Genomic DNA, 13509 nt, shown 5'->3' with positions numbered 1-13509 from the left:
TGTCATGATGATGCGTGTTGCCACCTTCGCGCAATCGGAGCAGATGATATCAAGCGCGCTGCGCGTGCAGTCGGTGATGGCCAATGAGCAGGTGCAGGAGTCCTCCGGGCTGCAATCCGAGGATTTCGGCGGCTACGGCTCGGGCGCCGGGCGCGTGATCAATTTGCAGGTCTCGGTGACGCGCGCCCAGTCCTATATCGATGCCAGCAATCTTGCCGACAACAAGGTGCAGGCGATGTATTCGGCGGTCGGTTCGGTGACCGATATCATCACGCAGCTTCGGACCCAGCTCAGCGCCGCCACGACCGGCAGCAGCACGGCGACGGCATCGGTGATCAACTATGCCCAGCAGGCGATCTCGCAGATGCAGGGGCTGCTCAACACCCAGTATGACGGCGAATATGTCTTCAGCGGCGCCCGCACCGATGCGGCGCCTGTGGATCTGTCGAGCTATGACACCGGCACTGGATCGCTGACGACATCGGACACCAGCTACTACAAGGGCGACAGCGAGATCGCGTCGGTGCGCGTTTCGGACAGCCAGTCGGTTTCCTACGGCGTCACCGCCGACAATCCTGCCTTCGAGCAGGTCATGCGGCTGTTGAAATACGTCGGCAACAGCACGACGCTGTCGTCGAGCGATATCTCGCAGGCGCTCGACCTCGCCAGCAATGCATTGGATGCAGCGTCCACGGTGCAGGCAAAGCTTTCGACCGCGGCGTCGCAGATCGAGACCGCCAGCACCAACCAGAGCGACTACCAGAATTTCGCCAAGACCCTGTCCACCAACCTCACCAGCGTCGACGTCGCCGCGGTGACGGCGCAGCTGTCGACTTACCAGGCGCAGCTGACGGCATCCTATTCGGCGATCGCCAAGATCCAGAGCATGAACCTGGCCAATTATCTGAAATAGCAGGGCCGCGGCGAGCGGCTCAGCGGTTCAGGATCTTCAGCCAGACATCGCCGAGGATGATCGGCTCGCGCGGGGGAAGCCAGGTCAGGCCCGCTGCCTTGCCGAGCTCGGCGATGGCGCCTTTGGCTTGCAGGTCGGACAGCACCTTGTTGACGGCCTCCAGCAGTGCCTTGTCGGTCTCGAGGGCGACGTAACCGCGGTTGGCGCCGATCGGATAGTAATAGCCGGAGGCTGTGATCCTGGTGTCGGGATGATCGGCGCGGTAAGCGTCGAACCGGCGCAGGTCGAGCAGGGTGGCGTCGAATTCACCGCGATCGAGCTCTCCCAACAGGTCGCTACGCCCGGGAACGAGGTGGGTGATGTCTTCGATCAGCTTTCCCTTGTCGAAGGTCATCAGGATGGCATCGCCCAGCGTGCCGCTTTCGATCGTCAGGCGAAGGCCGGCGAGATCGCCGATGTCGGCGATCTTGCGGTCCTTGACCTTGTCCTTGGCCTTGGGGCCGAGCACGACCGTCATCGGCGAATAAATGTAGGGCTGGCTTGGCGCCAGCACCCCGATCGGAATCCGCCGGCGGCGATCGTCGCGGGTGGCGCCATCGAAGTCCGGCAGCTTGGCCGTCGTGACGCCCGGTGCCTTCAGCGAATCCGTGGTGAGGGCGTAGCCGCCGACCAGCGAGCATCGCCCGTCCGACAGCAACGCATTGGCCTCCAGCGCGGGGCTCGAATCCTCGTCGAGCTTGCTCTCGAACCACTGGATCTTGAGCGGCCGTCCGAGCCGCTCGGCGATCACTTGCGCGAGCGCGACGTCGAAGCCGGCATCCGGCTTGCCGCGGTGATGCGCCGACAACGGCGGCAGATCCTCGTCGAGGCATACCTTGAGCGGCTCCCCGGCGGCATACGCTGCCGCCGTCATGGCGAGCAGCAAGGCTGTCGCGGCGCCCGTCAGGAGCGCTCTCATTGGGGCCTCCGGCTCGACAGGAAGGCCCAGACGTCGGCGATCTCCTGCTCGGTCAGGATGTCGACCCAAGGCGGCATCTTGCCATTCTTGCCTTGCTTCACGGTGGTCACAAAGCGCGCCTTGTCGTCGGGAAACGCGCGCAGGTCCGGCGTGATGGTGCCGGAGTTCACCATGTTGGGCCCATGGCAATGCGAGCAGTTCTTGGCGTAGGTGACCTTGCCCTGGTCGGTCTGACCCTGAAGGTCGATTGCACTGGCTTGCTGTGCGGCTGCCGGGATCAACGTGATCAAGGCCGCCGCGACGGCGGCGAAGATCGCCGCCGTCAACAGGGTTACTCTTTCAGTCACGTGTGCTCCGCGCTCAGTTCTTGACCGCGAAGACCCACAGCGAGCCGCCGGGCGGGACCTTGGCAAGCCGCTCGTCGCCCGAGAACAGCGAATAGACGCCGCCATAGCCCGAGGTGACGGCGACATACTGCACGCCGTCCTGTTGCCAGGTGACGGGTTGTCCTTCGATGCCCGAGCCGGTCTGGAACTGCCAGAGCTTCTTGCCGGTGTCGGCGTCGAACGCCTCGAACTCGCCGGTCAGCTGACCGGAGAACACCACGCCGCCCGCCGTGGAGAGCACGCCGGAGAAGCGCGGAATATCGCTCGGTGCTTCCCACTTCGCCTTGCCGGTCATCGGATCGATCGCCTTGAGATGACCGCGCGGTCCGGTGCCCCATTCCCAGGGATCGGTGAGGTCCATGCCGAGATACCACTCGCCCTGCTTGAACGTCACCGGTTCGGACTTGTACTTGCCGCCGAAGGCGAGCGTGTTGGCGTAGGCGAGGCCGGTCTGCGGATTGAACGACATCGGCTCCCAGTTCTTGCCGCCGAGGATCGATGGGTAGACCGTGACCTTCTTGCCGTCACGTGCATCCTTGGCGACGTCGGTTTCGATCGGCCGTCCGGTCTTCAGATCTACCCCGGTGGCCCAGTTGACGTTCACATAAGGATTGGCCGCGAGCAGCTTTCCGTTGGTGCGGTCGAGCACGTAGAAGAAGCCGTTGCGGTTGGCATCCATCAGCACCTTGGTCGGCTTGCCCTCGACGTTCACGTCGGCAAGCACCATCTCGGCCACCGAGTCATAGTCGAACGGATTGTTCGGCGAGAACTGGTAGTGCCACTTGATCTTGCCGGTCTTCGGATCGAGCGCGAGCACCGAGCAGGTGTAGAGGTTGTCGCCGGGACGCACCGCCGAGTTGAACGGTCCGGGATTGCCGATGCCCCAATACACGGTGTTCAATTCGGCATCGTAGGAGCCGGTGATCCAGGTCGATCCGCCGCCCAGCTTCCAGGTGTCGCCCTTCCAGGTATCGCCGCCGGGCTCGTCGGGTGTCGGGATCGAGTAGGTACGCCAGAGCTTCTTGCCGGTCGCCGGATCCCAGCCGTCGATGAAGCCGCGGGTGCCGAATTCGGCGCCGGAGATGCCGGTGATCACGACGCCGTCGGCGACCAGCGGCGCCACCGTCATCGAGTAGCCTTCCTTGATGTCCGCAGCCTTTTCGCGCCAAAGCTCCTTGCCGGTCTTGGCATCGAGCGCGATCACATTGGCGTCGAGGGTGGTGCGGAACAGCTTGCCGTCATACAGAGCCGCGCCGCGATTGATGATGCCACAGCAGACGATGCGCGGCGTCTCGGCGGGATACTCGACCTTGGTCTTCCAAATCTGCTTACCGGTCTTGGCGTCGATCGCGATCGTGGCGTTGTGCGTGGTGACGTAAAGGACACCCTGGTAGACGAGCGGCTGCGATTCCTCGCTGCGGTCGTCGTTCAAGCTGTAATTCCAGACCGGGACCAGATTCTTGACGGTGTCCTTGTTGATCTGGTTCAGCGTCGAGAAGCGCTGAAGATTGTAGCCCATTCCATAATTGAGAACGTTCGATGTATCAGTCGCACCCTTGACCAATTGATCGTTGGTCTGAGCGCTTGCACCATAAGATGCAAGAATCACGAGGCTTGCGGCCAGCGCAATGCGTCTCATCATATCCTCCCAATGAACCTTTTCCGCACGCCTATTCCTGACGTTGCGGATGGAACCATCCCCCTGAAACCAAAACGGGTCAATACGAAAACGTGAACGAACCCCAGCCAGCCTCCGGAGGCCGGTCGAAAGCTTCAGGTTTTTGCTGATGCGCCCGTAGCTTACCGTGGCATGGAATACACAACACCATGTGTGACTCGTCGCTTTGCCGCACCGCGAACGGTTCGGTCAGCTCGACGGCGCATGCGGACAGGCGCTCGGACGTGGCTTGGTGCCCCGCTTCTCCGGTGGCACATTGCAATTGTCGATGCGCTGCTCGTCGGTCCATTTGCGTCCCAGCCGCTCTTTGCCGGTGAGCGTGCGCTGCTGGACAACCTCTGCCGATGGGGCAGGGGCCCTGTTCTGCGCGGACGCGGGCGCGGTTAGACCGAGCGCAACGAGGCAGCCCAACGTGGTCCTGCAAATATCGCTCATGAGTCACCTCGCTCGCTCCGGTGCAATGGCGGTTGCCGAACGTCACAGATGATCCGCGAGGCGGTTTCTTTCCACCCGAAACCTGACAGGTGTCGCTGGTTGCTCCGGCTGTGGGAAGCTTCGTCGAAGCTGTTATGGTGGGCCGGTATCTTTGCCGGAGCGACACTCAAGGGAGACGAACGATGATTTCGCGCCGATCGCTTGTTTTGACTTTGGCCATGGCCGTGCTGTCAGGTCCTGCTCTGGCCGCATCGGGCGGTCGCAGCGCGCTCAAGATGCTCGATCCCGACAATGACGGCACGGTCGATCTTGCCGAGGCCAAGAAGGCCGCCGCCGATCTGTTCGCGAAGCTCGATCCCGATCATGATGGCACGCTCGATATCCGCGAATTGCGCGGACGGCTGACCGCGAAAGAACTGGCGAAGGCGGATCCGGATCATGACGGCACCCTGACGCTCGACGAGTATCTCGCGGTCGTCGAGCAGCGCTTCAAGGCCGCCGATCCCGACAATGACGGAACGCTGGATGCGAAGGAGTTGAAGTCGCGCGCTGGCCGGGCGCTGCTGCGCCTGCTCAAATAGGTCCGTGCCTGCGAATTGTGCCGGGCGGATTCCGCCTATTGATGCTGGATTTCGCGCATAACAAAAAAAGTTGCGATTTCGCTCTCGGGCAAGACGCCGCCGGCGCGATCGGGTCTGCTTATCGGTGCGTCGCCGTCCGGCAGCCGGAAAATGCCTGACAGATCAGCGTCGGGGTTTCCCAGTCGCTTCAAAGCCGGGCGGGCGTCAGCGAGCCGTCGTCCGTTTCGGCATGCCCAGCAGCGAAGTCGGGTCCTTACCCGGCCGGCTTGCGCCCTGGAACAGCCAGCCCTAGCTTGCCGCGCGGCGCGACGCTTGCGCCAACTTATACTTGGGAGAAGGAAATGGCCTGGAAAACACCGAAGATCGTCGAAGTGCCGGTCGGCATGGAAATCAACATGTACGCCTGCGCAGCGCGCAAGTAAGCCGAGACAAGTAACGCGAGACAGCCTGCCCGGCTCGTGCAGTTTGCTGCATCGAGCCGCGGCAGGCGTCTTTCGCGGCCGCGATGCCGCCGCTACAATTTCCCGCAGATCCTTCCCACAACACGCTGAAATCGAGACCACCTGCGCGATTGGCGGGCCGTCCTGCTTTGTCCTACAGTGCGGCTTGAGGCGGTGGTCCGGGGACGATGAGTTTCGAAATCAAGCGAGGGCGTTGGGTGGGCGCGCTGTGCGCGGCGATTGCTGGCGTCGCTGCGGTACTGCCGCTCGGCGCCTACGCCGAGGGTTTTGATACCGAGCACATCTTCGGCTTCATGATCGGGTCCGATGTGGGCGACGTCGGCGAGCGGGAATTCCAGAGCCAGAGCACCGGGCGCTTCGCCAAGGACGGCGGCCGCTATCGCGCGCTCAATCAGGAAATGGAGCTCGAGCTCGTTCCGGCGCCGAATTTTCGTGTCGAGCTCGGCACGTCGTTCAGCGCGTACGATATCAACCGCGTCCCGGGCTTTGACGATCGGCGTCAGCTGTCGTGGCAGAACGTCTCGGTCGATTTCCGCTATCGCTTTCTCGATCGAGAGGCGGCGCCCTTCGGCATGACGGTCGCGTTGGAGACGCGCGCCGGCCGCGTCGACGAGACGACGGCTGCGGCAGTCCGCAGCTACGGCACCGAACTCACGGTGGCGTTCGACCGCGAGGTGATCCCGAATTTTGCAGTGGCGGCCCTCAACGTCAGCTATGAGCCGGAATGGACTCGCATCCCACACAACGGCACAGCAGAGCAGGATGCCACGATCGGTGTCGCATTTGGCCTGATGGCCAAGGTGAGGCCGGATATCCTGATCGGCGGCGAAGCGCGCTATTTCAGGAAGTATGAGGGGATCGGTCTGGATGAACTGTCCGGGCAGGCGCTGTTCATCGGTCCCACCGCCTATTTCCAGCTCTCGGAGCGCTCGCGCCTGACCGCGACCTGGAGCGTCCAGGCCTGGGGGCAGCGGGCCGGCAGCAATGCCGCCGTCGACCTGGTCAATTTCGAGCGTCACCAGGCGCGGCTGGTGTACGGTCTGAATTTCTAGAGCCGGGTTCCCAAGGCCCTGTCACGGGCCTGTGAAACCCTGACCTGGCTGATTACGTATTCCGTCGTGCTATCTATTTCGTGAGCACGCCTAGGGATCGCGCATGAACCCGATTGATCTGATCGTCACTGTATGTGCCGTGCTGTCGCCCGCCACCTGCGAGGAGCAGCATCTGGTGTTCAACTGGAGCGGTTCGCTGCAGCAATGTGCCATGGCCGCGCCGCCTTACATCGCGCAATGGGTCGGCGAGCATCCGAAATGGACCGCGGTGCGATGGCGATGCGAATATCCACACACCAACGATCGCGCCGGCACGGACGGCAAGCCGCCGGCGGGCTAGCTCCTATTTGTTGCAGTCCTTCAGGTCCTTGTCGGACACCGAAAACACCGCGTCGGCCTTGATCTCGATGTCACGAACGAAGCACTGCCTGGCGCCGCTGTAGCCGACCTTGGCGTCGTAGCGACCGGGCTCGACGCCGGTGATCCGCAAGCGTTCGTCGTGGTCGACTTCCTTGTCCTTGTCGTTGAGCGTCTGGTTCGGGCCCCACTCGTTCTTGCCCGCCGGCGACAGCTCGAAGCTCGAAATCGTAGCGCTGGTCAGATTCCACAGCCGGATGCCTTTACCCTTGCCTTGGGCGAGCGCCGTCGCCGGCAGGACAAGCAACGCAACACCAACAGCAATCAACGCACGCGGCATCCAACCTCTCCCTTACGCTTTCGTGCAAGGATGACGGCGTCTCACATATTTGCAAGGTCCAACTGTGAGAGCTGCCGCTTGATTTCGTCGATCTCCGGCTCGCCGCGCACCGCGCGCGGCGCGGCGATGGTTTCGACGTGAAGGATTCGAGCAGGTCGCGGCGACAGGAAGAACAGGCGGTCGCCGAGTCGGACTGCGTCGTCGAGATCGTGGGTGACCAGCAGCGTCATCATCGTCCGGCTGGCGACCAGCGTGGCGATCTGGTCGCGCAGCCGCCCCGCAAGTGCATTGTCGAGCGAAGCCAGCGGCTCGTCGAGGATGAGGAAATCCGGCTCGATGGCGAAGGCGCGGGCGAGCGCGACGCGGCGGGCGAGGCCGAGCGACAGCTCACCGGGAAAGTGGTTGCGGTGCACGCTCAATTCGAGCACCTCGAACAGCGCCAACAGCGTGCCGTCGTCGACATGCGGTGCGGCGATCCGCACATTCTCCTCCACGGTGCGCCAGGGCAACAGCCGAGGCTCCTGAAACACCATGCCGAGGCGCATGCCGGGGGAGCGCGCGACATGGCCCTGGTAGTTGGCGTCGAGCCCGGCGAGAATCCGCAGCAGGGTGCTCTTGCCGCAGCCCGACGGGCCGAACAACACGCCAACCTCGCCGGCGTTCAACGTGAAGGTGACGTTGTCGAGCACGTCGTGCCGTTTCCCGGCCGCGCTCGCAAAGCTCTTGCCTGTGATATTGACCTCAAGCTGCACGGAGCCGCCACCGCGTTAGCCTGGTTTCAAACGGCTGCACCAGCAAGGTCTCGATGACGAGCACGACCCCTGCAAAGCTCAGCGAGTAGGCGAGCAGCAACGGGATGTCGAACAGCTGGAAGGCGACGCCGATCTCGAAGCCGACCCCGTTGGGGCGGCCCAGATACTCGGCGACCAGCACGATCTTCCAGACCAGCGACAGCCCGGAGCGCGCAGCGGCCGCGATGTAGGGCGCAAGCTGCGGCAGGACCACATGCCGGAACGCGCGGCCGCGCGGCAAGGCGAACGCCGTTGCCATCTCATCGAGCGCGGGGTCGAGCGCGCGGGCGCCCTCGCGCAGGGTGACGACGGCGGTCGGCAGCTTGTTGATGGCGATGGCCGTGATCGCGGCGACCTCGGTCAGCCCGGCCCAGATATAGGCCAGCACGATGACGACAAGTGCAGGCAAGTTGAGCAGCAGGATCAGCCAGGGATCGCCGAGGCGATTGGCAAGCGACACGCGGCCCATCAGATAACCGATCGCCGAGCCGAGCGCCATGGCGAGGGTGAAGGCCAGCGCGACGCGTGCCAGCGTTGCGCCGAGATTGACGAACAGCGCGCCCGATCGCGCTTCGGCTATGAGGACCGACAGCACCGCCGGCGGCGCCGGCAGCTTGGCATCGCCGATCAACAGCGAGGCAATCCACCAGGTTGCGATGAACAGCGCGAATGACAGGAGGCGCAGCACCGCTAGTCTCCCGGGATCGCTTGGTAGAACGTGCCGGGATCGAGCTCGGTCGCGGTGCCGACGAGATCGCGGCCGCCGAGCTGCGCCAGCACCCGGTAGAGCACGCGAGCATCAGCCTCCTCGTCAGCGATCGGACGGCGTGGGATGCCCTCGCGGTAGCGGTCGCGATAAGCGCGCAGCGTCGCCGCATCCTGCGCACCGGTCAGCGGCGCAATCGTGTCCCATTCGGCATCGGAGGTCGCCAGAATCTCTTTCGCGGCGCGCGTCACGGCGATGAAGCGGGCCACCAGATCCTTGTTGGCATTGGCCCAGGCTTCGTCGAACACGTAGCCGATCATCGCGATGCGGCCCTTGCTGCCGAGCTTTTGCAGGACCTCCTCCATGCCGGCGAGCCGGCGAAAACCCTTGGCTTCAAGCGCCGCGCAGAAATTCCAGTAGTTGAGCGTCGCGTCCATCTCGCCGCCGAGGGCCTTGGCGGCGAGCAGCGGCGGCGCGCCGTAGACGATGGTCGACTGCGACTTCAGGTCGACGCCATCCTGCTTCAATGCGGCCTGCAGCAGCAGCCAGTTCTTGTCGATCGCACCGCCGGCAACGGCGAGCTTGCGCCCCTTGAGGTCCGCCAGCGTCTTGAGCGGCGAGGCGGCCGGGACCATCACGGCCCCCAGCGCGCTTGAATAGGGATAGAATTGCAGCCTGGCGCCTAGCGAGCGTTCGCGCGACACCCAGGGCCAGTCGGACACCATGACGTCGGCCGAGCCGGAGCGCAGCGCGATCTTGCCGGCCTCGGGGCTGGCGAGCTCGACCACATCGATCGACAGATTGGCCTTCTTGTCGAGAGCATGGGAGCGAATGACCGCTAGTTCCCAGGCCAGCGTTCCGGTCTTCTGCGCTGCAACGCGGATGGTCTCCGCGGTGCACGAGGTGCCGAACTGCATGACCGCCAGAACTGCCGCAGCCAACACCGTGCGTACAGAGATGATCATCGTTTGTTGAGCCACTTCCCCGAATGTTTTCTTTTCTGGTCAACATCCATAGCATAGCTTGCGGAAAGAGAAGAGGAAGCAGGACCATGGCAGGAGCTGGCATGCTACGACCGATTGTCGCCGTCCTGGTGCTCGGCGGGACGGCCGTCGGCGTGCGGGCCCAGGAGATCAACGACTATCCGACCTCGGCGCGGGCCGAATATGTGTTCGGCTGCATGAAGTCCAATGGCGAATCCCGGCAGTCGATCGAACAATGCTCCTGCTCGATCGACGTGGTCGCCTCGATCATCCCCTATGATCGCTACGTCACTGCCGAGACCGTGCTGAGCATGGCGCAGGTGCGCGGCAATCTGGGTGGCCAGTTCCGCTCGTCCGAGCAGGCCGCCAACGCGCTCAACGACCTCAGGCGAGCGCAGGCCGAGGCCGAAGTGAGGTGTTTCTAGCGTTGATCGTGAGATCGCGAACGCGTCAGGTCCCGGGATTCTCGACCTTCCATTCGTGGTCGAAGACGTGCCCGTCGGTGTCCTTGGCCTCGGCACGGAAATGCTTGGCGCCATTCGAGACGTAAGTGAAGCGGATGTTGGGGTCCTCGGAAATCGAGATCCCGCCCTCCATCGCGAGCACCGGACTGTCGTCCTGCCAGATGTGCAGCTCATTGACGAAAAAGGCCGGGATGTAGAGCTGCGTGACCTGGTCCATCTGCAGGCCTGAATTATTCGGATGCCCGATCATGATCTGGGCTTCCCGGGTGCTCGTCGCCGGCCCTTGTTCGGACTTGGTGAATTGCCGGTAGCGCATCTGACCGAGCCGGTTCTTCGCTTCCTCGACGTTCTTGCCGGCCGGTGCCGAGCAGCCGCCGGACGCTTTCACATACACCTTGCTGACATAGAGCTTGCCGTCGCTGAGCTCCGCGACCGCGTGCACATTGGTGTAGTTGTTGACGCGGACGCGGGTCGAGATCTCGGTGACGTTGGCGTCCGGCCCCAACGTGAACTTCGCGGCCATCGGCGCCGGGTTCTCGTCGATCACAAGCGTGATCGCGACGACGCGGCGGCTATCGCCAGGCTGCAGCTTGGTGCGCAGCGTCACCGGAACGATCGCCGCGTCCTCTGCGCGCGTCGGCATATCGATGCCGATGATATCGTTGCCGTCATTCATCGGACGATTGCTGAAGATGTCCTGGACGAGACCCGGCCAGGGATCATGGGTCTCGGCCGCAGGCGCAGCCGGTGTCCCCAGCGCGATCGCAACAAGGCTGGCGATGCAAAGCAGGCGGGCGCGATGTCCAGTCATGTTCGCGAGATCCTATGCAGCCGCGTCATTATAGGACGAACAACTACTCCCATTCAATTTCCGAGAATGCTGCAGTTGCGTTGCGGGCGTTGTAGTCGTCAAACAATTGCCAGCGCGGCCGCTCGGCTGCCGCGGCATGCTCCGCCGCAGCCGTGATCGGCTTGCCGCCTGCGACCAGCGCGCGGACGTCCGCGGCCAGCGTCTCAAGATAACGCCGCTCGTCCGCAAGCGCTGCAGGCCACGCACTCACGGGCCCGTGACCGGGAACCACGCGCTCGGCGGGAATAGCCTGGAGCTCGTCGAGCGCACGCAGCCAGCCCTTGAGGCTGCCGTCGACCACGGGAATATGCGCGAGGAACACCAGATCGCCGGCGAACAGGGTGCCGGTGCGTTCATCGAACACGGTGAGGTCGTTGTCGCTGTGGGCGGGTGGCCATGCCCTCAAGGTGAGGGTCCGTCCGCCGAGATCGAGCTTCAGCGTGTCGGCGACCAGCACGGTCGGCGGAATGATGCGGACCTCGTCGATCAACGTATCGCCCATGGTCCGCCGAAAGCCGTCGAGATAAAATTGCCCGCGTGCCGCCAGCGCTTGGGGCAGGGCCTTGTGGCCAACGAAGCTGGTCCCGTCAGCCACGAACGCCGCGTTGCCGAAGCTATGATCCGGATGCGCGTGGGTGTTGATCACATAGCGGATCGGCTTGTCGCTATGGCTGCGCACCGCGGCGAGCAATTGCCGCCCTTCGCGGACGCTGCCGCCGGTGTCGATGACGGCAATGGCGCTGTCGCCGACCACGAAGCCGACATTGGCGATGGCGCCTTCGTTGTCGCGCGTCATCAATGCAGTGACCCCGGTGTGAACGAATATTCCGGAGGCGACTTCGCTCACAGGCAATTCCGCCTCCTGAGCCCGCGCTATGGTCGGAGCCCAAAGCATCAGGAGCAGCGCAAGCACCGAACCGCCATGAGCCATGTTTCCGCCTCAGTTTTTCCGGGACGCGCGATCGATGTCGCCGCGCTCCAGTTTGCGCTGCAACAAGCAACGCGGCACCGTCGCGATCATTATCCCTGTTGCACGTCATGGTGCGCCGGGCAATCGGTGGATGGCGGCAATCCGTCCGATCAAGAGGAGACCGCGCAATGAGAGTTATCGGATGCCGCCCTGTTCTGCTCGCGCTTGCCGGCTTCATCGCCTGTCTCGCCGACCGCGACGTCGCGCGTGCGCAGGTCAATGAGCAGGGCGAACTGTCCATCGAGCTGGTCGATCCCAAGGTGCTTCGCATCTGCGCAGATCCGCGCAACCTGCCGTTCTCGAATGACAAGGGCGAGGGGTTCGAGAACAAGATCGGCGAGCTGTTCGCCGAGAAGCTGCAGAAGAAGCTCGATTATATGTATTTCCCGCAGGCGACCGGCTTCGTGCGGATCACGCTCGGCTCGCATCGCTGCGACGTGATCATGGGCTTTCCGCAAGGCGACGACCTCGCGCAAGGCACCAATCCGTATTACCGCACGGCCTATGCGATCGTCGCCAAGCCGGGCAGTGGACTGGACGAGGTCACGACGCTCGAGGATGAGCGGCTGAAGGGCAAGCATATCGGCATCGTCGCCGGAACGCCGCCCGCGACCAACATGGCCATCAACGGCCTGATGAGCAATGCGAAGCCTTATCCGCTGATGATCGATACGCGCTACGATTCCTCGGCCGAGGCGATGATGAACGACCTTGAGAAGGGCGAGATCGACGCCGGCATCCTGTGGGGGCCGATGGCCGGCTTCTACGCCAAGAAGGCGAACCCGCCGCTGCATGTCACGCCGCTGCTCAAGGAGACCACGGGACCCAAGCTGGTCTATCGCATCGGCATGGGCGTGCGGGCGTCCGACCAGAACTGGAAGCGGCAGCTCAATCGCCTGATCCAGGAGAACCAGCCGGCGATCAACAAGATCCTGCTCGACTTCGGCGTTCCGCTGCTCGACGAGAACGACCGCCCGATCGGGCCGGAGACCGCGACCAAATCGCCATGATCAGGCTCGCGGCCATGCTTGCGGTGATATTGCTCGCCGCTTCGCATGTCCGCGCGCAGGACCAGCCTGCAGAGCCCGACGGCTACCGCACCGAGGATTATCGCGCGCCGGTGCCGGCAACGCTTGCGGGCGCACGCGTCCTCACGACCGCGGAAGCGGCAGCGATCTGGCGCGACAAGTCCGCGGCCTTCGTCGACGTGCTGCCGCGCGCGCCGAAGCCAAATCTGCCCGCCGGCACGGTGTGGCGCGAGCGGCCGCATCGTGACATTCCCGGCAGCATCTGGCTGCCCGACACCGGCTACGGCAAGCTCGCCGCATCGACTGAGGACTACATGCGACGCGGCCTCGCCCGCGCCTCCGGCAACGACAGGGCCAGATTGCTGGTGATCTACTGCCAGGAAAACTGCTGGATGTCGTGGAACGCCGCCAAGCGCGTGCTCTCCTACGGCTACCGCAATGTGGCGTGGTATCCGGAGGGAACCGATGGGTGGGAACGCGCCAATTTTCCGCTGGCGGATGCGGAGCCCGAGCCGCGCGAGGGCGAGCAGTAAGCCCGTCCTCACGCGGTCAGGGA

At 63.8% G+C, this 13509-nt stretch carries 17 protein-coding genes; 8 read left to right on the top strand and 9 right to left on the bottom strand.

Annotated elements, in window-relative coordinates; genetic code table 11:
* Positions 1–4 precede the first annotated feature (4 nt).
* On the top strand, positions 5–913 hold the full coding sequence (locus tag ACOIX3_RS28195; protein WP_420965260.1) for a flagellin: 909 nt from the start codon (positions 5–7) through the stop codon (positions 911–913).
* A 19-nt stretch (positions 914–932) separates the two neighbouring features.
* Here ACOIX3_RS28195 and ACOIX3_RS28190 read toward each other — a convergent pair whose 3' ends face one another.
* Genes ACOIX3_RS28190 through ACOIX3_RS28180 form a run of 3 tightly spaced genes read right to left on the bottom strand, consistent with a single transcriptional unit; the run spans position 933 to position 3896 of the window.
* On the bottom strand, positions 933–1871 hold the full coding sequence (locus ACOIX3_RS28190) for a substrate-binding periplasmic protein (RefSeq protein WP_420965259.1): 939 nt from the start codon (positions 1869–1871) through the stop codon (positions 933–935).
* Positions 1868–2218, bottom strand: coding sequence for a c-type cytochrome (locus tag ACOIX3_RS28185; protein WP_420965258.1), 351 nt, complete (start codon positions 2216–2218; stop codon positions 1868–1870). Before ACOIX3_RS28185 ends, ACOIX3_RS28190 begins: the two co-directional genes overlap by 4 nt.
* Positions 2219–2231: 13 nt before the next feature.
* Positions 2232–3896, bottom strand: a complete 1665-nt coding sequence (locus tag ACOIX3_RS28180; protein WP_420965257.1) for a methanol/ethanol family PQQ-dependent dehydrogenase — start codon at positions 3894–3896, stop codon at positions 2232–2234.
* A 656-nt stretch (positions 3897–4552) separates the two neighbouring features.
* Between ACOIX3_RS28180 and ACOIX3_RS28175 the strand changes: the two genes are divergently transcribed.
* The 4 genes from ACOIX3_RS28175 to ACOIX3_RS28160 all read left to right on the top strand — a co-directional run bounded on the left by ACOIX3_RS28175 (position 4553) and on the right by ACOIX3_RS28160 (position 6804).
* The gene (locus ACOIX3_RS28175; RefSeq protein WP_420965256.1) at positions 4553–4951 is read left to right on the top strand and encodes an EF-hand domain-containing protein; all 399 of its coding nucleotides are present in this window, start codon (positions 4553–4555) and stop codon (positions 4949–4951) included.
* A gap of 341 nt (positions 4952–5292) precedes the next feature.
* Positions 5293–5373, top strand: a complete 81-nt coding sequence (gene pqqA, locus ACOIX3_RS28170) for a pyrroloquinoline quinone precursor peptide PqqA (RefSeq protein ID WP_009031067.1) — start codon at positions 5293–5295, stop codon at positions 5371–5373.
* Between the two features lie 206 nt (positions 5374–5579).
* On the top strand, positions 5580–6464 hold the full coding sequence (locus ACOIX3_RS28165) for a hypothetical protein (RefSeq protein ID WP_420965255.1): 885 nt from the start codon (positions 5580–5582) through the stop codon (positions 6462–6464).
* 103 nt (positions 6465–6567) lie between these two features.
* Positions 6568–6804 carry a hypothetical protein gene (locus tag ACOIX3_RS28160; RefSeq protein WP_176529972.1) on the top strand — a complete coding sequence of 79 codons (237 nt, stop codon included), beginning with the start codon at positions 6568–6570 and terminating at the stop codon, positions 6802–6804.
* A gap of 3 nt (positions 6805–6807) precedes the next feature.
* Here ACOIX3_RS28160 and ACOIX3_RS28155 read toward each other — a convergent pair whose 3' ends face one another.
* The 4 genes from ACOIX3_RS28155 to ACOIX3_RS28140 are packed head-to-tail and all read right to left on the bottom strand — an operon-like array spanning position 6808 to position 9575.
* Positions 6808–7161, bottom strand: coding sequence for a hypothetical protein (locus tag ACOIX3_RS28155; protein WP_420965254.1), 354 nt, complete (start codon positions 7159–7161; stop codon positions 6808–6810).
* A 41-nt stretch (positions 7162–7202) separates the two neighbouring features.
* A complete protein-coding gene (locus tag ACOIX3_RS28150; protein ID WP_420965253.1) occupies positions 7203–7913 on the bottom strand; it encodes an ABC transporter ATP-binding protein in 711 nt (236 codons plus the stop codon).
* Entirely contained in the window at positions 7903–8640 is a 738-nt protein-coding gene (locus ACOIX3_RS28145; RefSeq protein WP_420965252.1) for an ABC transporter permease, read from the bottom strand. Before ACOIX3_RS28145 ends, ACOIX3_RS28150 begins: the two co-directional genes overlap by 11 nt.
* Before the next feature lie 2 nt (positions 8641–8642).
* Entirely contained in the window at positions 8643–9575 is a 933-nt protein-coding gene (locus ACOIX3_RS28140) for an ABC transporter substrate-binding protein (RefSeq protein WP_420971811.1), read from the bottom strand.
* A 149-nt stretch (positions 9576–9724) separates the two neighbouring features.
* Here ACOIX3_RS28140 and ACOIX3_RS28135 point away from each other — a divergent pair, with 149 nt between their 5' ends.
* Positions 9725–10066 carry a hypothetical protein gene (locus ACOIX3_RS28135; protein WP_420965251.1) on the top strand — a complete coding sequence of 114 codons (342 nt, stop codon included), beginning with the start codon at positions 9725–9727 and terminating at the stop codon, positions 10064–10066.
* Positions 10067–10091: 25 nt separating this feature from the next.
* Here the strand turns inward: ACOIX3_RS28135 and ACOIX3_RS28130 are convergent, their stop codons facing one another.
* On the bottom strand, positions 10092–10916 hold the full coding sequence (locus ACOIX3_RS28130) for a quinoprotein dehydrogenase-associated SoxYZ-like carrier (protein WP_420965250.1): 825 nt from the start codon (positions 10914–10916) through the stop codon (positions 10092–10094).
* A 43-nt stretch (positions 10917–10959) separates the two neighbouring features.
* A complete protein-coding gene (locus ACOIX3_RS28125; RefSeq protein ID WP_420971810.1) occupies positions 10960–11850 on the bottom strand; it encodes a quinoprotein relay system zinc metallohydrolase 2 in 891 nt (296 codons plus the stop codon).
* 203 nt (positions 11851–12053) lie between these two features.
* Here ACOIX3_RS28125 and ACOIX3_RS28120 point away from each other — a divergent pair, with 203 nt between their 5' ends.
* Both ACOIX3_RS28120 and ACOIX3_RS28115 read left to right on the top strand, forming a co-directional pair.
* Positions 12054–12935 (top strand): substrate-binding domain-containing protein, encoded by an 882-nt coding sequence (locus tag ACOIX3_RS28120; RefSeq protein WP_420965249.1) that lies wholly within the window; start codon positions 12054–12056, stop codon positions 12933–12935.
* Positions 12932–13486, top strand: coding sequence for a PQQ-dependent catabolism-associated CXXCW motif protein (locus tag ACOIX3_RS28115; RefSeq protein ID WP_420965248.1), 555 nt, complete (start codon positions 12932–12934; stop codon positions 13484–13486). Before ACOIX3_RS28120 ends, ACOIX3_RS28115 begins: the two co-directional genes overlap by 4 nt.
* Positions 13487–13509 lie beyond the last annotated feature (23 nt).

Origin of the sequence: Bradyrhizobium sp. B120 (assembly GCF_049075665.1) — a bacterium.
Lineage (GTDB): Bacteria > Pseudomonadota > Alphaproteobacteria > Rhizobiales > Xanthobacteraceae > Bradyrhizobium.
This window is presented reverse-complemented; position numbering and strand designations above follow the sequence as displayed.